The organism is Pseudomonas tremae (assembly GCF_001401155.1).
In the GTDB taxonomy this organism is placed as follows: Bacteria; Pseudomonadota; Gammaproteobacteria; order Pseudomonadales; family Pseudomonadaceae; genus Aquipseudomonas; species Aquipseudomonas tremae.
The window spans coordinates 101440-121973 of record NZ_LJRO01000352.1 but is presented as its reverse complement, the minus strand read 5'-3'; the positions used below and the strand labels follow the sequence as shown (position 1 = coordinate 121973).

The window sequence follows — 20534 nt, the reverse complement described above, 5'->3', positions numbered from 1 at the left end:
ATGTCCGAGTTCGCCATGCAATCACTCAAACACTTCAAGCGCGTCGCCACCGACTGGTTCCTGTGGGGCATGGTTCTGGCCACGGTACTGGCTTATTTTTTCCCGCGTTTCGGGGCTACCGGCGGCAACATGCACGCCGAATATGTGATCAACATCGGCGTGTTTGTGGTGTTCTTTCTGCACGGCGTCAACCTCTCCAGCGAGCAGATCAAAAGAGGCCTGACCAACTGGCGACTGCACGTGATGATCCAGGTGTTCACTTTCGTGGTGTTCCCGCTGATATGGCTGGCCTGTGACAGACTGCTCGGCTCGCACGTGCCGGCGTTGCTGATGCTGGGTTTCTTCTACCTGTGCGCCCTGCCTTCGACCATTTCGTCTTCGGTGGCGCTGACCGGCAGTGCGGGCGGCAACGTTCCCGCCGCGATTCTCAACGCCAGCATGTCCAGCGTCATCGGGATTTTCATCACGCCGTGGTTGGTGAGTCTGCTGGTCGGCACTGGCGCAGGCGGTATCGATCTGGGTGACACCCTGCTGAGCCTGTGCGCCATGCTCCTGTTGCCGCTGGTGCTGGGCCAGCTGATGCGACCGCTGCTGGGCAAACTCTTCGCACGGCACAAGAAGTACACCAACCTGATCGACAAGATGGTCATCCTGTTGCTGGTCTACGCGGCGTTCTGCAATTCGATGATTTCGGGAATGTGGCAAAGCCAGGGCAACAGCGTGCTCCTGACCGCCTTCATCGGCACCGCGCTACTGTTGGCCGTGATTCTGTTGATGACCACACGCACTGCGCGGGTGCTCAGGTTCAATCATGCCGACAAGGTTGCTGCGGTGTTCTGCGCCAGCAAGAAGTCTCTGGCAGCCGGTGCGCCGATGGCGGCGCTGATCTTCGGCAGCAATCCTGGGCTGGGGCTGATCCTGCTACCGATCATGATCTATCACCCGATGCAGTTGATCGTGTGCTCGGTGATTGCCGAGAGCTACGCCAGCCGTCACCGTCAGCAATTGTCGGAAGCCGCACTGGAAGAGGCGCGTGCCACCTGAAGCACGCTACATCAGCGCGTCGTCATCAAGCGTGACGCGCGCATAGAAAACGATCGCCACGGTCGGGATCAGCGCCGAATAGCCTGGCCTGAGCGCAGTGCCGAAATGTGTCAGCAGGCGCTGCACCGGGGCCTGGCGAATCGCGCCCAGCAAACCCTTGATCGAACCAGGCGCTTTTTCAGGCAGTGCACGGGTGTCAGGCAACACGGGTTTGAAAAACGCTGCAACGGTCAAGCGCTCGGCCAAGGCATCGACATGCGCGGCGTATACCTCCCAACCCATCGCGCCCACGCTGGCACGGGGCATTTGCACCAGTGGATGTTCATTGTTGAACGCGTGGCGGAAAAAGGTCTCGAGCAGCAGTTCTTCCACTTCAACGACCGTTGCGCACTGGTGCAATGCAGCGTCCAGGCCATATTGCCGCGCCAGCATGCCCAGCACTCGCGTGTAAGGCACGCCTCTGCGTCGGGCAGCATTGATCAGAAAGTGCCCGGCAACCAGCTGAAACTCACGCACGAAGGCGTACGTGCGGTTCGCCTCGGTTTCCTTGAGACGGGTCCAGCGACTGCTGCGCAGGTGCCTGATCGCCGCGTCCAGCACGTAATCCGGCGAGCGCGCCAATACGTCATGTAGCCAGGTGTCTTGCAAGACCGGGTCGCGGGTCGTTGTCGGTAAAACGGCAACACCGGTTTTCAGCCCTTCGCAGCCGCTAAACCCGGTGGCGATCAGCACCTCGTGCAAGCGTCGCCAGTAATGATGGTGGCGGTAGCCCGGCATGCGCACGTTTTCAAAATGCTCGACCGGCGTGCGCCCCAGGCTTTTCTCGCCCAGGTTGAGCAGCAGCACATGGTCGTCGCTGGAATAGGCGTTGATCAGCCGTCCGCTGATCTTCTGCTTGAGCGCTTGCGCCTCGCCGGGCTCGATGCGCACCGCTGCAGCCATCAACAGCACGTCGTCCACGACCAGACCATGCTCAAGAGGCTGTTCCAGGTGCTTGAGCGCACTGATCAACAAGCGTCCGCCCAGAGAATGACCGATCAGGTTGACGCGCTTGACGCCCGGATGATGTTCGAACAGGTAGCGATCGAGTTGCGCCAGCAGCACTTTACCCATGTCCCGGGCGCGGTTGCGGATACGCGCGAAATGCACGACACGGTCCCCCGCCAGCGCCGCTGCACACGCCAGTGGATGCACACGAGCGGCAGCCATCAGCAGGCCGCGAGAGCGATTGTCCATCTGGGTGAAATGGCTCGACGGCCAAAAGGCCAGAATATTCACGCTCTGACGCAAGGCGCCGGGGATGCTGTTGGCCAGCATGCGCCGGTCATCCAGATCGTGGCCTGACGAGTATCCGTGAATGAAGACGTTGGCGACCTCGCCCGATGTCTTAGGCAGGGTCAGAAACTTGAAATGATTTTCCACGTTGTCCTGTCACGCATGGGGAATTGCGCGCTCAATTTCTGACGATGAAGCGTTTGGCGATCAGCATGATCAGTCGCAGGCAGAACATGATACCGGTCACGGCGATCACCCATTTGGCAACCAGCAAAAAATAACCTTCGATGTCATCGGACACCAGCCCCACCAGCAACCCCATCCCGCCGATCAGCAAACCGATCAGCGCAAGGCCGATGTAAGGCCGCAACCAGCGAGTCCGCGCGCCTTTGTCGAAGAGATAGAGCGCGGCGCTGATCAGAATTGCCAGTACCGACACGCCAATAATGAGCCCCATGCTTTACCTCAACGTTACACGCCAATAGTACTGATTAGTCATCCCTCGCGCGGCTGTGACGCAGAGTGTCACGAAGTGCGCTCCCACGCTCCGCGTGGGCATGCCGTTCTGGACGCTCCGCGTCCAACCTTGACCACGCAGCAGCGGATTATGCCCATGTCCCCGGGTATTTGCCTAACGCTCAAGTATCGCCGTCACGCCCTGCCCGCCTGCGGCGCAGATGGATATCAGTCCGCGCCCGCTGCCTGCCGCATCCAGCAGTTTGGCCAGGTTGGCGACGATCCGGCCTCCGGTGGCGGCAAACGGGTGGCCGGCTGCGAGCGAACTGCCTTTGACGTTCATTTTGCTGCGATCGATCGTCCCCAGTGGCGCGTCCAGCCCCAGGCGGGTCTTGCAGTAATCGGCATCCTCCCAAGCCTTGAGGGTACACAGCACCTGAGCAGCAAAGGCTTCGTGAATTTCGTAGTAATCAAAATCCTGAAGGGTCAGGCCATTGCGGGCCAGCAGACGCGGCACGGCATAGACCGGAGCCATCAGCAGCCCTTCTGCGCCCTTGACGAAATCCACAGCCGCCGCCTCACCATCACGCCAGTAAGCCAGCACCGGCAAACCCCGCTCGCGAGCCCACTCTTCGCTGGCCAGCAGCACGACGGACGCGCCGTCGGTCAGCGGCGTCGAGTTGCCCGCCGACAGCGTACCCTTGGCGCTGCGCTCGAAAGCGGGCTTGAGACTCGCCAGTTTCTCCAGCGTCAGGTCCGGGCGCAGGTTGTTGTCACGGTTGAGCCCCAAGTAGGGCGTCATCAAATCATCCTGCCAGCCCTCGGCATAGGCCGCGGCCATTTTCAGGTGGCTTTCCAGCGCAAGCTGGTCCTGCGGCGCACGTTCTATGCCCCAGGCCTGCGCCATCAACTCACAATGTTGCCCCATGGAAAGGCCTGTGCGCGGCTCACCGTTGCGCGGCAGCTCGGGCTTGAGATGATGCGGACGCAGTTGCAGAAGGGTCTTGAGCTTGTCGCCAGGAGTTTTGCTGCGATTGACCTGCAGCAGGATATTGCGCAGCCCCTCATTGACACCTATCGGCGCATCCGACGTAGTGTCCACGCCTCCGGCAATGCCGCAGTCGATCTGCCCCAGCGCGATCTTGTTGGCTACCAGCAATGCCGCCTCCAGCCCGGTGCCACAGGCCTGCTGAATGTCGTAGGCCGGGGTCTGCGCGGACAGCCGCGAGCCCAGCACGCATTCACGGGTCAGGTTGAAGTCTCTGGAGTGCTTGAGTACCGCGCCGGTCACCACTTCGCCCAAGCGCAAGCCATGCAGATTGAAACGCTCGATCAGGCCTTCGAGGGCCGCGGTCAGCATGTCCTGATTGCTCGCCTTCGCGTAAGGGCCGTTGGAGCGCGCGAACGGAATACGGTTACCGCCGACGATGGCGACCCGACGTGGATGCGTCATGGAAAACTCCCTTTCTACAAACGAATGAATGAGCCGTGTCGATCGCAAGAACGAACGTCGTACCAACGTGGTCCATTCCTTTGAACCCCGACTTCAGGAGAGTGTTCCATGCCGTCAGATCGCTACATAGATTTCGCCAACTCCGATATGGGTCGGCGTCTGGTGAACGCTACAGGTCTGCCAGCCCCTGCGCACCTGGAGCGCTGGCAGGCCGGGCGCCTTCGCCCCGTCGAAGGGACGCTGTTGATCAGCGCCGGACCGTTGGGCGATCAGGTCCGTCAATTCGCCAGCCGCCTGACCGACTCGCTTTACAGCTTCGGCAGCGAAATGCCCGGTGCCAGCACCTGGGTGGCCAATCAGGGGCCTCGGCTCAAGGCAGTGGTTTTCGATGCCAGTCAGATCCTGCGAACCGACCAGCTCAAGCAGCTCCGTGATTTCTTTCAACCCCTGTTGCGCAACCTCGACCACTGCGCGCATGTGGTGATTCTGGCAAGGTCGCCGGCAACGCTGGAAGACCCGCTGGCGGCCAGCACTCAGCAGGCGATAGAAGGCTTCAGCCGCTCGCTGGCCAAAGAAATGCGCAACGGTGCAACGGTCAAGCTGTTGCAGGTGGATGAAGATGCGCAGGATCAACTGGAAGGCGCGTTGCGCTTTTTCCTCACACCCAAAGCGGCGTTCATTACAGGCCAGCTCGTTCACCTGAGCGCCTGCCCGACACAGGTCCAGGACTGGACACGCCCGCTGGCCGGACGCAAGGCTGTGGTCACCGGCGCTGCGCGGGGCATTGGGGCGTCGATTGCCGAAACCCTGACGCGTGACGGCGCACAGGTCATCCTGCTGGACGTGCCACAAAGCCGAAATGAACTGGAAGCGCTGGCCTCGCGACTCGGCGGCCAGGCTCTGGCGCTGGATATCTGTGCCGAGGATGCTCCCGCCCAGTTACTCGAGCACTTGCCAGGGGGCGTCGATATTCTGATTCACAATGCCGGCATTACTCGCGACAAGACGCTCGCCAACATGCCGGAGGACTTCTGGGACTCGGTACTGGCCGTCAACCTCAATGCCCCGCAAGTACTGACCCAGGCCCTGCTTGACGGCGGCGCACTGAACGACAACGCACGAATCGTGCTGATGGCCTCGATCAGCGGTATCGCCGGTAATCGCGGTCAGACCAACTACACCACCAGCAAGGCCGGGCTGATCGGCTTTGCCCGCGCCATGGCCCCGGCGCTCAAGGCCCGTGGTATCAGTATCAACGCAGTTGCCCCAGGTTTTATCGAAACAAAGATGACGGCCAAGATGCCTTTCACTCTGCGCGAAGCGGGTCGGCGCATGAGTACTTTGGGCCAGGGCGGCTCGCCTCAGGATGTTGCCGAAGCGGTGGCGTGGTTCAGCCAGGCAGGCAGCGGCGCGGTGAGCGGTCAAGTGTTGCGTGTATGTGGTCAAAGTGTAATCGGGGCCTGAGGCCCTGTACCAAGCTCAAGGAGATGGATAATGACTGCTCACTGGCGCTACCTCGATTCTCTGCAACCCCTTTCAAACCTGTTCCTGCAGGCGGCAATGCGCCGCCGCAAGGTGACAGGCTCGCAGTTACCCGATCTTGGCTTGCGCAGCTGGGTTGCAGTAGACGCTACAAAGGTAGAGGCATATCGCAAGGTCTGCGGGTTTGAGGACAGCAGCCTGCTGCCGCCGACCTATCCGCATGTCATGGCGTTTCAGCTACAGATGCAGTTGATGACGTCGCAGGAATTTCCGTTCCCGTTGTTGGGGCTGATTCACATCGATAATTGCATCCGCATCCATCGCCCGCTGGGTGGCGTCAGTCAGCTGTACATCAGCGTGCAGGCCACCAACCTGCGCCCGCACCGCAAGGGCGCGATGTTCACGCTGGTGACGCAGGCCGAAGACGGGCTGGGGCTGCTCTGGGAAGAAGAAAGCACCATGCTTTGTACCGCTGCCGAATCGAACAGTTCGTCCGCCGAGCCGGAAGAGTCGGTGCAGCTCCCGCTGATGCAGGTGGAAAGCTGGCGGGCACCGCCGCAGATTGGCCGCGATTACGCCAAGGTGTCTGGCGACTACAACCCGATTCACCTCAGCGCACCCAGCGCCAAGATGTTCGGCTTCCCACGGGCCATCGCTCACGGCATGTGGCTGAAGGCACGCGCCCTGGCCGCACTCGATGAGCACTTGCCCACCTCGAATATCGAAATCAGCGCACAGTTCAAGAAGTCGGTGCGCCTGCCTGCCGATGTGATGCTGTCGGCCAGTGCCGGAGGTTCGCAGGGGCAGTTCCGGGTGGATGACGACAATGACATTGTGCACATGACTGGTAGCTGGCAACCGGTTACCCGGTAGGTTTTCCTGATTCAGGAGCATGGCTCTCTGGTCATGATTGAGCCTTGGCTAAACAAACCCGAACGCCCACTTGCCTGGCGGACCGTTCCCCCTGAAGCTATGCGTCTTCAGGAGAGCACAATGAACCTCGACGAGTTGACCCGACGCCTGCACCGTATTCGCGACCAGAACGACTGGAAGCCATTTCACAGCCCCAAGAACCTGGCCATGGCGGCCAGCGTGGAGATGGCCGAGCTAGTGGAAATATTCCAGTGGCTGCGTGAAGACCAGTCCCGCGAGCTGCCTGCCGACCAACTGGAGCATGCCGGTCAGGAAGTTGGCGATATCGTTCTTTACCTATTGTTGCTGTGCAGCGAACTGGGGCTGGACATGGAAGAAGTGGTACGCAACAAACTGGCGGACAGCGAACGGAGATTCGCCCCGTGAGTGACCGTCATTTCGACCAGTTGGCGACCCGCTTTGCGGAAAAGATCTATGGCGGCGCGAAAGGCGCCATTCGCCTCGCCGTGCTGCAGGCGGATCTGACCGAGGCCTTGCCGGACCGATCACTGCGCGTGCTGGACATCGGCGCAGGCCTGGGCCACATGTCGCTGTGGCTGGCCGAGCAAGGCCACGAGGTGACGCTGGCCGAACCTGCCGAGCCCATGCTGGAAGGCGCGCGCCAGCGTTTCGCCGATGCCGGACAGACGGCAACCTTCATTCAGGCCCCTTGGCAAGCGCTGCCCGGATTACTGAGTGACACATATGATCTGGTGCTGTGCCACGCTGTGCTGGAATGGCTCGCCGAGCCGCACACGATCCTTCCCGTGCTGCGCCAGCTGACCAAGCACGACGGCTGGCTGTCACTGGCGTTCTATAACCGCGACGCGCTGATCTATCGCAACCTGTTGAAAGGCCATTTCCGCAAGATGCGCAAGAATGACATGGCCGGAGAAAAGCAGAGCCTGACACCTCAACAACCGCTCGACCCTCGTGAGCTAGAGGCGCAACTTGAGGGGTTGTGGAGCATCGAAACCCGTAGCGGTGTGCGGGTGTTTCACGATTACATGCCGATAGAATTCCAGGCTCGGGCCGAACTGACAGAGCTGCTGGAGATGGAGCTGGCGCATCGGCGTCACCCAGCCTTTGCAGGGCTGGGTCGATACCTGCACTGGATCTGCCGTCCGGTCTGACACTATTGCGGAGACCACCATGAAGTACCGTCTTGCCTTGCTGGCTCTGTTCTTCGGGGTCAGTGCCTGCCAAAGCGACAATCCTTACGTGGCCAGTTCGCTGCCTATGCCGCCTGCGCCGCCGCAGGCAGCCAACACGCTGGACATGAGCGCCTACCCTGCGCCGCCGCGAGATTATGCGAAGTACCGGACCTGGGGCTGGCTCAACGGTCAGTTGCCGCCCGGAACAGCCTGGGTGGATTCGGCGCAGGTGGTCGAAGCGTTGAGCAATGGCCTGGATCAGCGTGGCCTGCGGCCAGCCCGCAACAATCAGCCTGCCGACCTGTACGTCAGCGCCACGACGCGTCAGGAGGTGCGCCTGCGTCAGGTGCGCGAAGACGTCGATCCGTATTACGGTGGCGGCCCGGGTTATGGACCTTACGGTGGCTATCGGCCAGGTTATGGCGGTTACGCCAGCGTGCCGGTGGTGCGCACGTATCAGGAAAAAGTCATGGTGGTGCAGATCAACCTGTTCGATGCCCGCACGGGCCAGCCCGTCTGGAGCGCCAGTGCAGACGCACATAGCAGCAATAATCTGGCAGACCGCAGCAAAGCTCTACGTCAGGCCGTGCAACAAGCGCTGACGGCTTATCCGCCTTCGTAACCTTTCGGAGAACTGCCATGTTCCGCCGTATCGTCCTGCTGTCCTGCGCTGTGCTACTGGCTGCCTGTCAGAGCAACTCGATCAATCGCGACTTTGATGCCCAGCGGGATTTCGCCGGTTATCGCACCTGGAGCTGGAAGGAGCCCGGCGTTCAGTATCAACCGGATGACCCGCGCCTCAAAAGCGACCTGACCGAGCAGCGCATCCGTCAGTCGATCAGCGAGCAGCTGGACCAGCGCGGCTTGCGCATGGCCGTAAATGGCGCGCGCCCGGATCTGAAAGTGCAGACTTGGCTGATTGTCGAAAATCGCCAGCAGACCGTCAGCACCAATTACGGCGGCGGCTGGAGCCCTTGGGGAGGCTACGGCTACTGGAACGGCCCGATAAACACCGAAACGCGCAGCGTCGACTACAAGGTCAGCACCCTGCAGATTGATCTGTTCGACGGCAAGGACGGCAAACTGGTCTGGCGCGGCAGCACCGAGCGCATCCTCAGTGACAATGCCGGCAACCCGGCTGAACGCGACCAGGCTATCCGCACGACCGTCGCGAAGATACTGGAGCAATACCCGCCGCGGTGATTGAGCCTTAATACCGTGCGACAGTCACGATTCTCGTTGCGCAGGCTCTGCGTCCGGCCTTGAGTGAGTAGCTTCGGGTTGTGACGTAAAGTCTCACTCAATGCATGCCAACGCGGAGCATTGGCACGAGATTACGTTTAACCTCAAGCCTGCATATCGCCCTGCATTTCATCAAGCAGTTCCTGAATCGCGTCAAGGCGCTCTTCGGGGTCGTCGATTTCCAGCAGGCCAACTTTGTCCTTTTCCGTGAATGGCAGCAGATAGGCGAGCTGATTGGACAACGAATACTGGCCCTCGGCGGACACGCCCATGTTCAACGACGCGACCATCGGGTGCTCGGCAAGGGCTTCAAGCAGCGCGACGAGGTCGGCGTCTTCTTCCTGCAAAGGACGCTCTTCAGGCTCTGTCAGCCACTCGACTTCGGCCACCAGCAATTGATCGCGCTGAACTTCGGCTGCGACTACCCGGAAGCGGCGGCCACCCACGACCCGGATGCCCAGAAGACCGTTGTCCTGCTGCTCGAAATCCTCGACCAGCGCTTCGCAGCCAATCCGCGAGTAGCCGTCTGGCACAGACCCGGCCTCGCTGCCCTCGGTGATGCACACCACACCAAAGCCCTGGCCCTGCTTCATACAGCGGCCGATCATGTCCAGATAGCGTGCTTCAAACAGCTGCAGATCAAGAACGCAGCCCGGAAACAGTACGGCGTTCAGTGGAAACAATGGCAATGTCATGTAAAGCCCCCTCCCTTCAAATGGCCAGCGACATTGCCAGCGGCAGGAACAATGCCGTTGCAACGCCCATCAGACTCATTGCCAACGCAGCAAAAGCCCCCGATTCCTCACCTTCCTGCAGTGCCACAGACGTTCCCACCGCATGCGCGGTCAAGCCCAGTGCCATGCCGCGAGCTGCGGGATGATCCACCCCGGCCAGCGACAGCAGACCCGGGCCGAAAATGGCACCAAATACCCCGGTAATCAATACAAAAACCGCCGCCAGCGCAGCGACTCCGCCAATCTGCTCGGCCACCAGCATGGCGATCGGCGAGGTCACCGACTTCGGCGCCATGGTCATCAGGATCATGTGATCGGCGCCAAACAGTACTCCGAGCCCCACGCAAAGCCCGGTGGCAAATACCCCGCCGATTACCAGCGTAGTCAACACCGGCCAGAGCAACTGCCGAATCCGTCGCATGTTCAGATACAGCGGCACGGCCAGCGCAACGGTGGCAGGCCCCAGCAGCGTACCGAGGATTTCAGTGCTTTTACGGTACTCTTCGTACTCAAGGCCACAGAACAGCACGACCCCGATCACCACAATCATCGACACCAGCACGGGCTGCAGGAACAGCCAGCGGGTTTTTTCGTACGCGGCCATCGCCAGTTGATAAGCCCCCAACGTGATCGCGATCCCGAACAAGGGATGGTGAATCACCGACAGCCACGCACCGTGCCAGTCCATGCTCATGAAACCTCCCGGCGACGGCTCTGACGCTGGATGAGTTTCTGCATCAGCCAGCCGGCAAACGTCAGTGAAATCATCAGCGACAAGGTGAGCGTGCCGAAGATCGCCCAGAAATCCTCGGCGATGGCGGATGCGTAAACCATCACACCGACAGCTGGCGGCACCAGCAGCAGTGGCAGATAACGCAACAGGCTGCTGGCCGCCACGCTGACAGGTTCGCTAACTTCACCACGCATCATCAGATAGGCCATCAGCAATACCAGGCCGATGATCGGCCCTGGCAGTATCGACAGAAACAGATGGTTGAGTGCCGTTCCCAGTAACTGGAACAGCACCAACCATGTCAAACCCCGTAACAACATGAGAACTCCAGCAAATAAACCAATCCGGCGACGTCACGGCGTCATTATAAACACGCCGGGCTAGAGACCATGACCCGGTATTCGCGCGCCGTCGGTCACTTGAGCACCGGCCAGCCCGCTGCTGATCTTGTGATTCACCTGCAACCCGACGATCGCAGCTATTGCGAATAAAACCCATCGGACAAGGAAGGCGTGCGCTTTATTCAGCCGCTGCCGGTCAGTGCGCGCGTTCGTTTCGTGGTCTGGCTGACTGACGTGACGGAGGTCGAGGGGCAGGAAAACCCTGCCTTTATCGCTGAACCGCTGACGCTTTGTTTCGTGTAACACGTTTAAAACATGAAACAGTCGTAACAGACTGTTTCATCCCGCTTACTCGCTGCGGCATACTCCTCTGCGGTCGTGCCCCAAGACATCTGCTCAAGCAGAGCCGAGGCCGCCGTTGAATCAATCTCCCGGGATATCACATGCGCGCGCTCGCTCCACTGGCTTTGACCCTCTTGATCGCAGGCTGCGGTGATGGCGAATCACTGCTGCCCCCCGACGGCCGTCTGCCAGACGGCGGACGTTATCGCGGTGACATCGTCAACGGTGCGTTGCAGGGCCAGGGGCGAATCGATTACCCGAACGGCAGCTGGTACGCCGGGCAGTTCGAGAAAGGCCTGTGGCAGGGCCAGGGTGAATGGCACGCAGCCAACGGCGATGTCTACAAAGGCGGCTTTGAACTAGGCCTGTTTCACGGCCAGGGCCGACTGACAAGCCACAACGGCGCGAGCTATGTGGGGAACTTCAAACTCGGGCTGCGCGATGGCGAAGGCACGCAAAAAGACAAAGGCGTGCTGTACCGAGGCCAGTTCAAGGCCGGGCTGTACGACGGCCCTGGTCGTCTGGAGCTGGAAGACGGCAGCCAGCACCAAGGCATGTTCGCCAATGGCAAAGCCAACGGCGAGGGCTCACGCAGTGACGCCAGCGGTAACCAATACAGTGGCAACTTCGTCAACGGCCAGTTGCAAGGCGTCGGCAGCTTTACCAGCGCTGACGGCGATCAATACGTCGGCCACTTCCGCAACAGCCAGATTGACGGCCAGGGCCGCTATGAAAATAGCGATGGCGATGTCTGGAGCGGTGAATTCAAAGAGGGCGCGCTGACCGGCAAGGGCGAACTGATCGGCTCCGACGGCAGTCGCTACAAGGGCGACTTCGACAACTGGCGCTTTTCGGGCCAAGGTCAGTTGCAACTGGCTGACGGCAGCCGCTATGTCGGTCAATTCGCCGATGACACCTATCAGGGCAACGGCGTACTGATATCGCCGGAAGGCAAGGAAGAAAGAGGCATCTGGACCAACGGCCAACGCGTGCGTGATGCCAAAGGCAAGCTACTGCCCGATCCGCTGGAAGCCGGGTTGCTGGCGCAAGGCAGCCTTCTGGACAAGGCTCTCGCTGCCGTGCCAGCCTCCACGCCGGCAACCGAGTTGTACACGCTGGTTGTGGGGGGCGACGGCAAGCAAAGTGTGTTCATGCGCGAGGCGGACTACGTCAGCAACCTGCTCAAATCCCGATTCGGCGCTGCCGGCCAGATCAGCCTGGTCAACCACCGCGACCACATGGCTGACCGCCCGATGGCCACCCGTGAGACCATCACGCGCGCAGTCCAGACCATCGCCCAGCGCTCCGGCCCGGAAGACCTGGTGTTCATTTACCTGACCAGCCACGGCACTCAGGACCACGAGCTGGTGCTGGATCAACCACGCCTGTCGCTGGCCGACCTGCCCGCCGACGCCTTGGCTGCCGCCCTTGCACCGCTGAAAAATCGCGACAAGGTAGTGGTGATTTCGGCCTGTTACTCCGGTGGTTTCATCCCGGACCTCAAAGACGAGCGTACCCTGATCATGACCGCCTCACGCGAAGACAGGGTCTCGTTCGGCTGCTCGGAAGAAGCCGACTTCACTTATTTCGGCGATGCACTATTTGCCCGGGCACTGGTCGAAACCGATGACCTGCAACAAGCTTTCAATGATGCCAAAACCTATGTCGCGCGACGCGAGACCGAAGAGAGTTTCGAGGCCTCCGAGCCGCAGATATGGGCACCCAAAGGAGTTCTGGCGCGCTGGCAGCAGTTGCGCAGAAGCCAGGCCGAACGCGCTTTGAATACGGCGTTGAATCGCACGGAAGCGAAGACCTCGACAAGCCGCTAGGCTTATCAGAATCAAGGGAGAAGTCTATGTATCTGACGCCGCAACACATCCTGCTTGCAGGAGCCACGGGGCTTACCGGCGAGCATTTGCTTGATCGCCTGCTCAACGAGCCAACCGTCAGCCGCGTATTGGCCCCGACGCGCCGCCCGCTGGCGGAACATCCCCACCTCGAGAACCCGGTCGGCGATCTGACTGCGCTGCTGCCTGCACTGGATGGGCGTGTGGACATTGCTTTCTGCTGCCTGGGCACCACGATCAAGCAAGCAGGTTCGCAGGACGCTTTCAAGGCGGTCGACCTGGACCTGGTAGTTGCCTTCGCGCAGCGGGCACGCGAGCTGGGTGCGCGTCATTTACTGGTCATCAGCGCCATTGGGGCAGACCCCAAATCCAGCACTTTCTACAACCGCATCAAAGGCGAAACGGAACAGGCGCTTCGTGCCCAGGACTGGCCGCAACTGACCATCGCCCGCCCTTCCCTGCTGGTGGGAAGCCGCAGTGAAACCCGCTGGGTCGAACAATTGGCCGCCCCCATCGCCAAACTGATCCCGGGCAAATACGGCGCCATCGAAGCCTGCCAACTGGCCCGCGCGATGTGGCGTCTTGCATTGGAAGAACAGAATGGTGTGCGGATTGTCGAGTCGGATGAGCTGCGCAAGCTGGGCAAATAAGCCGGCGGCAGGAGCTTGATGATCGTTCCCAGACTGACGATTCGTGACGCAGAGCAATGGCACGATAGTCGTCCTGGTACTAGTGCAAGAAGATCAACCCCCTAAAGCCCACCCGTAGCCTGCACTCCGAAGCCCGCCGCCGTCAGCAACGACAGCGGCAGCAACAAGGTGTCGAGCAGCGCGCTGCCAGGCAGGTCCAGGCCCGGATAGCTCGGGGCTTCTGCACCAAAACGGTCGGCGGCACAGCAGCCGCCCTGCAGCGCGTACATGTTCAGCCGGGTACCCGCATACACCACTGGCGCGCCAGGCTTCGCCGGATTCAGGGTGCGCGCCGTGGCGCAGCCGGTCAGTGTCAGCACCAACGCCACCAGCAGCAGCTTACTCATCCGCGCCCACATGGTGCTCCCCCCAGCGCGGCAGCATGTCCTGAGGGATATTCAGCAGATTGAGAATTCGCGCAACCACGAAGTCCACGAGGTCGTCGATGGTTTGCGGCTGATGATAAAAACCGGGAGATGCCGGAAGAATCACCACCCCCATGTTCGACAGCTTGAGCATGTGCTCCAGGTGAATGCTGGAAAAAGGCGCCTCGCGAGGCACAATAATCAACTGACGACGCTCTTTCAGCGTCACATCGGCGGCACGCTCGATCAGGTTGTTGCACGCGCCGGTGGCAATTGCCGACAGCGACCCTGTGGAACACGGCACTACCACCATTGCGCTGGGCGAACCCGAACCCGAAGCGACTGGCGACATCCAGTCGTCACGGCCATACACACGAATCTGCCCGGCTGAGGCGCCGGTGTACTCAGTCAGGAAGGCTTGCATCATCATCGGCTTGGGCGGCAGGCGCACATCTGTCTCGGTGGCCATCACCAGTTGCGCAGCCTTGGAAATGAGGAAGTGTACTTCCCGATCCTCTCGCACCAGACAATCCAGCAAACGCAGGCCATATTGCGCCCCCGATGCGCCGGTCATGGCAACCGTGACGCGATCCGGGCCGCTCATTTCAGCGCCTCGGCCAGTTTACCGTGCAGACCGCCAAAGCCGCCGTTGCTCATGATCACGATGTGCGTGCCGGGCTGCACATGGCTCTTCACCTGATCGATAATCGCTTCAATCGAATCACATACCTGCGCTGGTACAGTTCCCCCAGCTACGGTGGCAGCAAGGTCCCAGCCCAGATTGGGCGGCGCATACCAGACCACCTGATCGGCCTGGTTCACGCTTTCCGGCAGACCGTCGCGGTGTGCGCCGAGCTTCATGGAATTGGAGCGTGGCTCGATAACCGCAATGATCGGCGCAGCGCCGACCTTCTTGCGCAGACCATCCAGGGTGGTCGCGATCGCAGTCGGGTGGTGAGCAAAATCGTCATAAATGGTAATGCCGCGAACGTCGGCGACCTTTTCCATACGGCGCTTGACGCTTTTGAACGCGCTCAATGCCTGCACGCCAAGCAATGGCACCACGCCGACATGGCGCGCGGCAGCGAGGGTCGCCAGCGCATTGGCGACGTTGTGCTGACCGGTCATGTCCCATTCGACGGCGCCCTGTAGCTCACCCTCGAACAGCACTTCGAATCGCGAACCGTCTTCGCTCAACAGCCGCGCCTGCCACTGACCGCCCTGACCCGTGGTCTGCACCGGCGTCCAGCAGCCCATCTCGATGACGCGTGACAGCGCGGGCTCTGTGGTCGGGTGAATCACAAGACCTTCGCTCGGGATGGTGCGCACCAAGTGGTGAAACTGGCGCTCGATGGCTGGCAGATCGGGAAAAATGTCGGCGTGATCGAACTCAAGATTGTTGAGGATCGCAGTGCGCGGACGGTAGTGGACGAACTTGGAGCGTTTGTCGAAGAAGGCGCTGTCGTATTCGTCGGCTTCCACCACGAAAAACGGGGTCCCGCCCAGACGAGCCGATACCGCGAAGTTTTGTGGGATGCCGCCAATCAAAAAGCCGGGGCTCATGCCCGCGTGTTCCAGTACCCAGGCCAGCATGCTGCTGGTGGTGGTCTTGCCGTGCGTACCGGCCACCGCCAATACCCAGCGGCCCTGCAGCACGTGGTCCGCCAGCCATTGCGGACCAGACACGTAGGGCAAGCCTTGATTCAAGACATATTCAACCGCCGGGTTGCCACGCGACAGCGCGTTGCCGACGACCACCAGATCCGGTGCCGGAATCAGTTGCACAGGATCGTAACCCTGCGTCAACTCGATGCCCTGAGCTTCGAGCTGGGTGCTCATCGGCGGGTAGACATTGGCGTCGGACCCGGTAACCCGATGGCCCAACTCTTTGGCGAGTACCGCCAGCGAACCCATGAACGTGCCGCAGATACCAAGGATATGAATGTGCATGACCAACCTCTCAGAACATCCACGCAGGTTAACGTAGGGGCGGTGAAATGGCACCCTGAGTTTGTGCGCCGGATTGCGCGCGCGGGGCATTTCAATGCGCGGCAGATAAGCCTAAAGTCCTGATCACGGCTGAATACAAATGGCCTATTCTTGAACGCCTGTTGCCACACACCCGAAAGCAGAATCGACACAGACTCCCTCACAACAAGAACCAGGAGACATACCATGCGTTACGCTCATCCCGGTACCGAAGGCGCTATCGTCAACTTCAAGGAACGCTACGGTAACTATATTGGCGGCGAATTCGTCGCGCCGGTCAAAGGTCAGTACTTCACCAACACATCGCCCGTCAACGGCAAGCCCATTGCCGAATTCCCGCGTTCTACTGCCGAAGACATCGAAAAAGCACTCGACGCTGCGCACGCTGCCGCCGACGCTTGGGGCTCGACCTCAGTACAGGCCCGTTCGCTGGTCCTGCTGAAAATCGCCGACCGCATCGAAGCCAATCTGGAAGTTCTGGCCATCACCGAGACCTGGGACAACGGCAAGGCGATTCGCGAAACCCTCAACGCCGATATTCCGCTGGCCGCTGACCACTTCCGCTACTTCGCTGGGGTGCTGCGCGCTCAGGAAGGCAGCGCTGCCGAAATAGACGGCAACACCGTGGCGTACCACATTCACGAGCCGCTGGGCGTGGTCGGGCAGATCATCCCGTGGAACTTCCCGATCCTGATGGCCGCCTGGAAACTCGCCCCGGCGCTGGCTGCCGGTAACTGCATCGTGCTCAAGCCTGCCGAACAGACCCCGCTGGGGATCAGCGTGCTGATCGAACTCATCGGCGACCTGCTGCCTCCTGGCGTACTGAACATCGTCCAGGGCTATGGCCGCGAGGCAGGTGAGGCGTTGGCCAGCAGCAAGCGTATCGCCAAAATCGCCTTCACCGGCTCGACACCCGTCGGCTCGCATATCATGAAACTAGCCGCGGACAACATCATCCCGTCTACCGTCGAGCTGGGCGGCAAGTCGCCGAACATCTTCTTTGAAGACATCATGAGCGCCGAACCGGAGTTCATCGACAAAGCCGCCGAAGGTCTGGTGCTGGCGTTCTTCAATCAGGGCGAAGTCTGCACCTGCCCTTCCCGCGCACTGGTGCAGGAATCGATTTACCCGCAGTTCATGGAAGCAGTGCTGCGCAAGGTCGAGAAGATCAAGCGTGGCGACCCGCTCGACACCGACACGATGGTCGGTGCCCAGGCGTCCGAGCAACAATTCGACAAGATTCTTTCGTACCTCGACATCGCCAAGGGCGAAGGCGCCGAGTTGCTGACCGGTGGCAAGGTCGAGAAGCTGGAGGGCGATCTGTCGACGGGTTACTACATCCAGCCGACATTGCTTAAAGGCAATAACAAGATGCGCGTCTTCCAAGAGGAAATCTTCGGCCCGGTAGTCAGCGTCACGACCTTCAAGGACGAAGCAGAAGCTGTGGCGATCGCCAACGACACCGAGTTTGGTCTGGGCGCCGGCCTGTGGACCCGTGACATCAACCGCGCTTACCGCGTGGGCCGAGCGATCAAGGCAGGACGCGTCTGGACCAACTGCTACCACCTGTACCCGGCGCACGCCGCATTCGGTGGTTACAAGAAATCCGGCGTCGGCCGCGAAACCCACAAAGTCGCGCTTGAGCATTACCAGCAGACCAAAAACCTGTTGGTGAGCTACGACACCCATCCGCTGGGTTTTTTCTAAGCCCGCTGATAGCTTGATGATCGATAGTCATTTCGAGATCGATGATCGTTACCACGCTCCGGCGTGGTAACGCTGTTTCTGAAGCTCTGCGCCATTAAAAACACGCGCACCAACGCTGTGCATCATACGACCGCTCATCGCTCCTGGATGATGCAACCCGCCCCTGGACCCTCCGTTTAAGCCTACAAAATCGCACTTGCGGCCCGAATGGAGTATTAATTGCTTACATCGCTTCCCACAGTCGTATGAACCGGGACGTCACCGGTTTGGCCGAAAGACTACGTTCGACGCGAGCAGCGCGACGTCATGGAGAATCTGTATGGCGAGCTTTTCCCATTCTGTCGGTGCGCAGACGTACCGCTTCGACAGCCTCAAAGAAGTCATGGCCAAGGCCAGCCCGGCGCGTTCCGGTGATTACCTCGCGGAAGTCGCGGCGCAAAATGACGGCGAACGAGTAGCCGCACAGATGGCGCTGGCGAATATTCCGCTCACTCATTTTCTCCAGGAAGCCCTGATCCCTTACGAACAGGACGAAGTCACCCGCCTGATCATCGACACTCACGACAAAGCGGCCTTCGCGCCGGTCAGCCACCTGACCGTCGGCGGCTTTCGTGACTGGCTGCTCAGCGACCTGGCCGACGAAACCAGCTTGCGTGCGCTGGCACCGGGCCTGACACCGGAGATGGCCGCCGCAGTATCGAAGATCATGCGTGTGCAGGATCTGGTGCTGGTGGCGCAGAAAATCCGTGTCGTCACCCGTTTTCGCAACACCATGGGCCTGCGCGGTCGATTGTCGACCCGCCTGCAGCCCAATCACCCCACCGATGACCCGTCCGGCATTGCCGCCAGCGTGCTGGACGGCCTGCTGTACGGCAACGGCGACGCCATGATCGGCATCAATCCGGCCACTGATAGCACTTCATCCATCGTCGCGTTGCTGGAAATGCTCGACGCCATCGTCCAGCGCTATGAAATCCCGACCCAGTCCTGCGTACTGACCCACGTCACCACGTCCATTGAGGTGATCAACCGGGGCGTGCCGGTAGACCTGGTTTTTCAGTCGATCACCGGCACAGAGGCCGCCAATGCCAGTTTCGGCATCAGCCTCAAGTTGCTGCAGGAAGGCTATGAAGCGGGACTGAGCCTGAACCGTGGCACCCTCGGCAATAACCTGATGTATTTCGAGACCGGGCAAGGCAGCGCGCTGTCAGCCAACGCCCACCACGGCGTCGATCAGCAGACCTGTGAGACCCGCGCCTACGCCGTCGCACGGCATTTCAACCCGTTTCTGGTCAATACCGTGGTCGGTTTCATCGGCCCGGAGTACCTATACAACGGCAAACAGATCATCCGTGCAGGTCTGGAGGATCACTTCTGCGGCAAGTTGCTGGGTGTGCCGATGGGCTGCGACATCTGCTACACCAACCACGCCGAGGCCGACCAGGACGACATGGACACCCTGCTGACGCTGCTGGGGGTGGCCGGGATCAACTTCATCATGGGTATTCCCGGCTCCGATGACATCATGCTCAATTACCAGACCACCTCGTTCCACGATGCGCTGTACGCCCGACAAAGCCTGGGCCTGCGTCCCGCACCGGAATACGAAGCGTGGCTGGAAAAAATGGGCATCTTCACTCAGGCCGACGGCCGCGTGCGCTTCGGTGACAGCCTTCCGCTCGCCTTTCGCCAGGCACTGGCGCACATCGCATGAGTGACAAGCCGATGAACGAGATCCAAGACAGCACCCAGCCAGCCAACCCCTGGCTGGAACTGCGCCGCCTGACCTCGGCACGCATTGCGCTGGGCCGCACCGGTACCAGCTTGCCTACCGCCGCGCAGCTCGACTTTCAAGCCGCACATGCCCAAGCGCGCGACGCCGTGCATCTCGCGTTCGATCACGCGGCGATCAGCGCTCAACTGACTGAAAAAGGCCGCGAAACCTTGCTGCTGCACAGCGCTGCTGCCGACCGGCACTGCTACCTGCAACGCCCGGACCTGGGCCGTCGCCTGAACGACGAGTCTGCGCAGACACTGCGCGACTACGCTGCAGCTCACCCAGGCGGTCTTGATCTTGCCGTGGTGGTGGCCGACGGCCTGTCGGCCCTCGCCGTGCATCGGCATGCCGTGCCCTTTCTCACCCGGCTCGAAGAACAAGCCAGTTCCGACGGCTGGACGCTGTCGCCTGTGATCATGGTCGAACAGGGCCGCGTGGCCGTCGCGGACGAAATCGGTGAGCTGCTCGGCGCGAAGATGGTGGTCATCCTGATCGGCGAACGCCCCGGCCTGAGTTCCCCTGACAGCCTGGGGCTGTATTTCACCTACGCCCCCAAGGCAGGCCTGAATGACGCGCATCGCAATTGCATTTCCAACGTGCGTCTGGAAGGGCTGAGTTACGCGATGGCCGCGCACCGCCTGCTGTACCTGATGCGCGAAGCCTGCCGACGGAAGATTTCCGGCGTCAGCCTTAAGGATGAAGCCGAGTTGAAGACCCTGGAGTCCGATGGATCTGCCGACAATTCAGGCAAGCAGATCGGCAATTTCCTGCTCGATGGTCCGACTGATCCGCATTAGCTTGCCTGCGACTCGATGAGTCGGCCATCTATCTGGCGCTGGCCAATAAAGACGAAGTAAGACTTCCGGGCTTTTGCCAGCTCTGTCGAGCGACTCATCGCTTTTGTTGAAACGCGAACGGATTCTCACCGACGTCTGCCTAGCCAAGGTCGACCGTCGCCAGTTGGTCATCGATGATCACACAAACCTGCCCGC

The 20534-nt window shown here is 60.7% G+C and carries 21 protein-coding genes and 1 pseudogene; 13 read left to right on the top strand and 9 right to left on the bottom strand.

The features are described 5' to 3' along the window. The first annotated feature begins 15 nt into the window (after window positions 1-15). Window positions 16-1044 carry a bile acid:sodium symporter family protein gene (locus ALO43_RS19545; protein ID WP_032618584.1) on the top strand — a complete coding sequence of 343 codons (1029 nt, stop codon included), beginning with the start codon at window positions 16-18 and terminating at the stop codon, window positions 1042-1044. A gap of 6 nt (window positions 1045-1050) precedes the next feature. Here the strand turns inward: ALO43_RS19545 and ALO43_RS19540 are convergent, their stop codons facing one another. The 3 genes from ALO43_RS19540 to ALO43_RS19530 form a co-directional block, all read right to left on the bottom strand. Next, window positions 1051-2466 (bottom strand): DUF726 domain-containing protein, encoded by a 1416-nt coding sequence (locus tag ALO43_RS19540; RefSeq protein ID WP_024670272.1) that lies wholly within the window; start codon window positions 2464-2466, stop codon window positions 1051-1053. Window positions 2467-2497: 31 nt separating this feature from the next. After that, entirely contained in the window at window positions 2498-2776 is a 279-nt protein-coding gene (locus ALO43_RS19535; protein WP_005887291.1) for a hypothetical protein, read from the bottom strand. A gap of 174 nt (window positions 2777-2950) precedes the next feature. Further along, window positions 2951-4228 carry an acetyl-CoA C-acetyltransferase gene (locus tag ALO43_RS19530; protein ID WP_024670271.1) on the bottom strand — a complete coding sequence of 426 codons (1278 nt, stop codon included), beginning with the start codon at window positions 4226-4228 and terminating at the stop codon, window positions 2951-2953. A 108-nt stretch (window positions 4229-4336) separates the two neighbouring features. Between ALO43_RS19530 and ALO43_RS19525 the strand changes: the two genes are divergently transcribed. From ALO43_RS19525 to ALO43_RS19500, 6 genes are all read left to right on the top strand, one after another. Further along, window positions 4337-5692, top strand: coding sequence for a 3-oxoacyl-ACP reductase (locus ALO43_RS19525; RefSeq protein WP_005887287.1), 1356 nt, complete (start codon window positions 4337-4339; stop codon window positions 5690-5692). A 30-nt stretch (window positions 5693-5722) separates the two neighbouring features. Beyond that, on the top strand, window positions 5723-6583 hold the full coding sequence (locus ALO43_RS19520) for a MaoC/PaaZ C-terminal domain-containing protein (RefSeq protein WP_053480413.1): 861 nt from the start codon (window positions 5723-5725) through the stop codon (window positions 6581-6583). A gap of 120 nt (window positions 6584-6703) precedes the next feature. After that, entirely contained in the window at window positions 6704-7009 is a 306-nt protein-coding gene (locus ALO43_RS19515) for a MazG-like family protein (protein ID WP_005887283.1), read from the top strand. Continuing rightward, window positions 7006-7755 (top strand): methyltransferase domain-containing protein, encoded by a 750-nt coding sequence (locus ALO43_RS19510; RefSeq protein ID WP_005887282.1) that lies wholly within the window; start codon window positions 7006-7008, stop codon window positions 7753-7755. The genes ALO43_RS19515 and ALO43_RS19510 overlap by 4 nt, the downstream gene beginning before the upstream one ends. A gap of 19 nt (window positions 7756-7774) precedes the next feature. Then, complete coding sequence (locus ALO43_RS19505; RefSeq protein WP_024670267.1) at window positions 7775-8398, top strand: DUF4136 domain-containing protein; 624 nt, start codon at window positions 7775-7777, stop codon at window positions 8396-8398. A 17-nt stretch (window positions 8399-8415) separates the two neighbouring features. Further along, window positions 8416-8979, top strand: coding sequence for a DUF4136 domain-containing protein (locus ALO43_RS19500; RefSeq protein ID WP_054997933.1), 564 nt, complete (start codon window positions 8416-8418; stop codon window positions 8977-8979). Between the two features lie 143 nt (window positions 8980-9122). On the opposite strand, the gene ALO43_RS19495 is transcribed toward ALO43_RS19500, so the two are convergent. The 3 genes from ALO43_RS19495 to ALO43_RS19485 are packed head-to-tail and all read right to left on the bottom strand — an operon-like array spanning window position 9123 to window position 10805. Continuing rightward, window positions 9123-9713, bottom strand: coding sequence for an LON peptidase substrate-binding domain-containing protein (locus tag ALO43_RS19495; RefSeq protein ID WP_005887277.1), 591 nt, complete (start codon window positions 9711-9713; stop codon window positions 9123-9125). Window positions 9714-9729: 16 nt separating this feature from the next. Continuing rightward, complete coding sequence (locus ALO43_RS19490) at window positions 9730-10446, bottom strand: LrgB family protein (RefSeq protein WP_005887276.1); 717 nt, start codon at window positions 10444-10446, stop codon at window positions 9730-9732. After that, entirely contained in the window at window positions 10443-10805 is a 363-nt protein-coding gene (locus tag ALO43_RS19485; protein ID WP_005887274.1) for a CidA/LrgA family protein, read from the bottom strand. Before ALO43_RS19485 ends, ALO43_RS19490 begins: the two co-directional genes overlap by 4 nt. Window positions 10806-10991: 186 nt before the next feature. Between ALO43_RS19485 and ALO43_RS31765 the strand changes: the two are divergent. The 3 genes and pseudogenes from ALO43_RS31765 to ALO43_RS19475 form a co-directional block, all read left to right on the top strand. Beyond that, window positions 10992-11129: pseudogene (locus ALO43_RS31765) on the top strand (hypothetical protein); the annotation flags it as partial. A gap of 140 nt (window positions 11130-11269) precedes the next feature. Next, complete coding sequence (locus ALO43_RS19480) at window positions 11270-12997, top strand: C13 family peptidase (protein WP_053480412.1); 1728 nt, start codon at window positions 11270-11272, stop codon at window positions 12995-12997. 26 nt (window positions 12998-13023) lie between these two features. Next, the gene (locus tag ALO43_RS19475; protein WP_024670264.1) at window positions 13024-13665 is read left to right on the top strand and encodes an oxidoreductase; all 642 of its coding nucleotides are present in this window, start codon (window positions 13024-13026) and stop codon (window positions 13663-13665) included. 101 nt (window positions 13666-13766) lie between these two features. On the opposite strand, the gene ALO43_RS19470 is transcribed toward ALO43_RS19475, so the two are convergent. Genes ALO43_RS19470 through mpl form a run of 3 tightly spaced genes read right to left on the bottom strand, consistent with a single transcriptional unit; the run spans window position 13767 to window position 16019 of the window. After that, a complete protein-coding gene (locus ALO43_RS19470) occupies window positions 13767-14051 on the bottom strand; it encodes a YceK/YidQ family lipoprotein (protein ID WP_054997932.1) in 285 nt (94 codons plus the stop codon). After that, window positions 14044-14673, bottom strand: a complete 630-nt coding sequence (ubiX, locus tag ALO43_RS19465) for a flavin prenyltransferase UbiX (protein WP_005887265.1) — start codon at window positions 14671-14673, stop codon at window positions 14044-14046. The genes ALO43_RS19470 and ubiX overlap by 8 nt, the downstream gene beginning before the upstream one ends. Further along, entirely contained in the window at window positions 14670-16019 is a 1350-nt protein-coding gene (gene mpl, locus ALO43_RS19460; protein ID WP_054997931.1) for a UDP-N-acetylmuramate:L-alanyl-gamma-D-glutamyl-meso-diaminopimelate ligase, read from the bottom strand. The genes ubiX and mpl overlap by 4 nt, the downstream gene beginning before the upstream one ends. Window positions 16020-16244: 225 nt before the next feature. Here mpl and exaC point away from each other — a divergent pair, with 225 nt between their 5' ends. From exaC to eutC, 3 genes are all read left to right on the top strand, one after another. After that, window positions 16245-17765: an acetaldehyde dehydrogenase ExaC gene (exaC, locus tag ALO43_RS19455; RefSeq protein ID WP_005887259.1), complete on the top strand. Its 1521-nt coding sequence runs from the start codon at window positions 16245-16247 to the stop codon at window positions 17763-17765. Window positions 17766-18084: 319 nt separating this feature from the next. Further along, a complete protein-coding gene (locus ALO43_RS19450) occupies window positions 18085-19479 on the top strand; it encodes an ethanolamine ammonia-lyase subunit EutB (protein WP_005887257.1) in 1395 nt (464 codons plus the stop codon). Then, window positions 19476-20339 (top strand): ethanolamine ammonia-lyase subunit EutC, encoded by an 864-nt coding sequence (gene eutC, locus ALO43_RS19445; RefSeq protein ID WP_005887255.1) that lies wholly within the window; start codon window positions 19476-19478, stop codon window positions 20337-20339. The genes ALO43_RS19450 and eutC overlap by 4 nt, the downstream gene beginning before the upstream one ends. Window positions 20340-20534 lie beyond the last annotated feature (195 nt).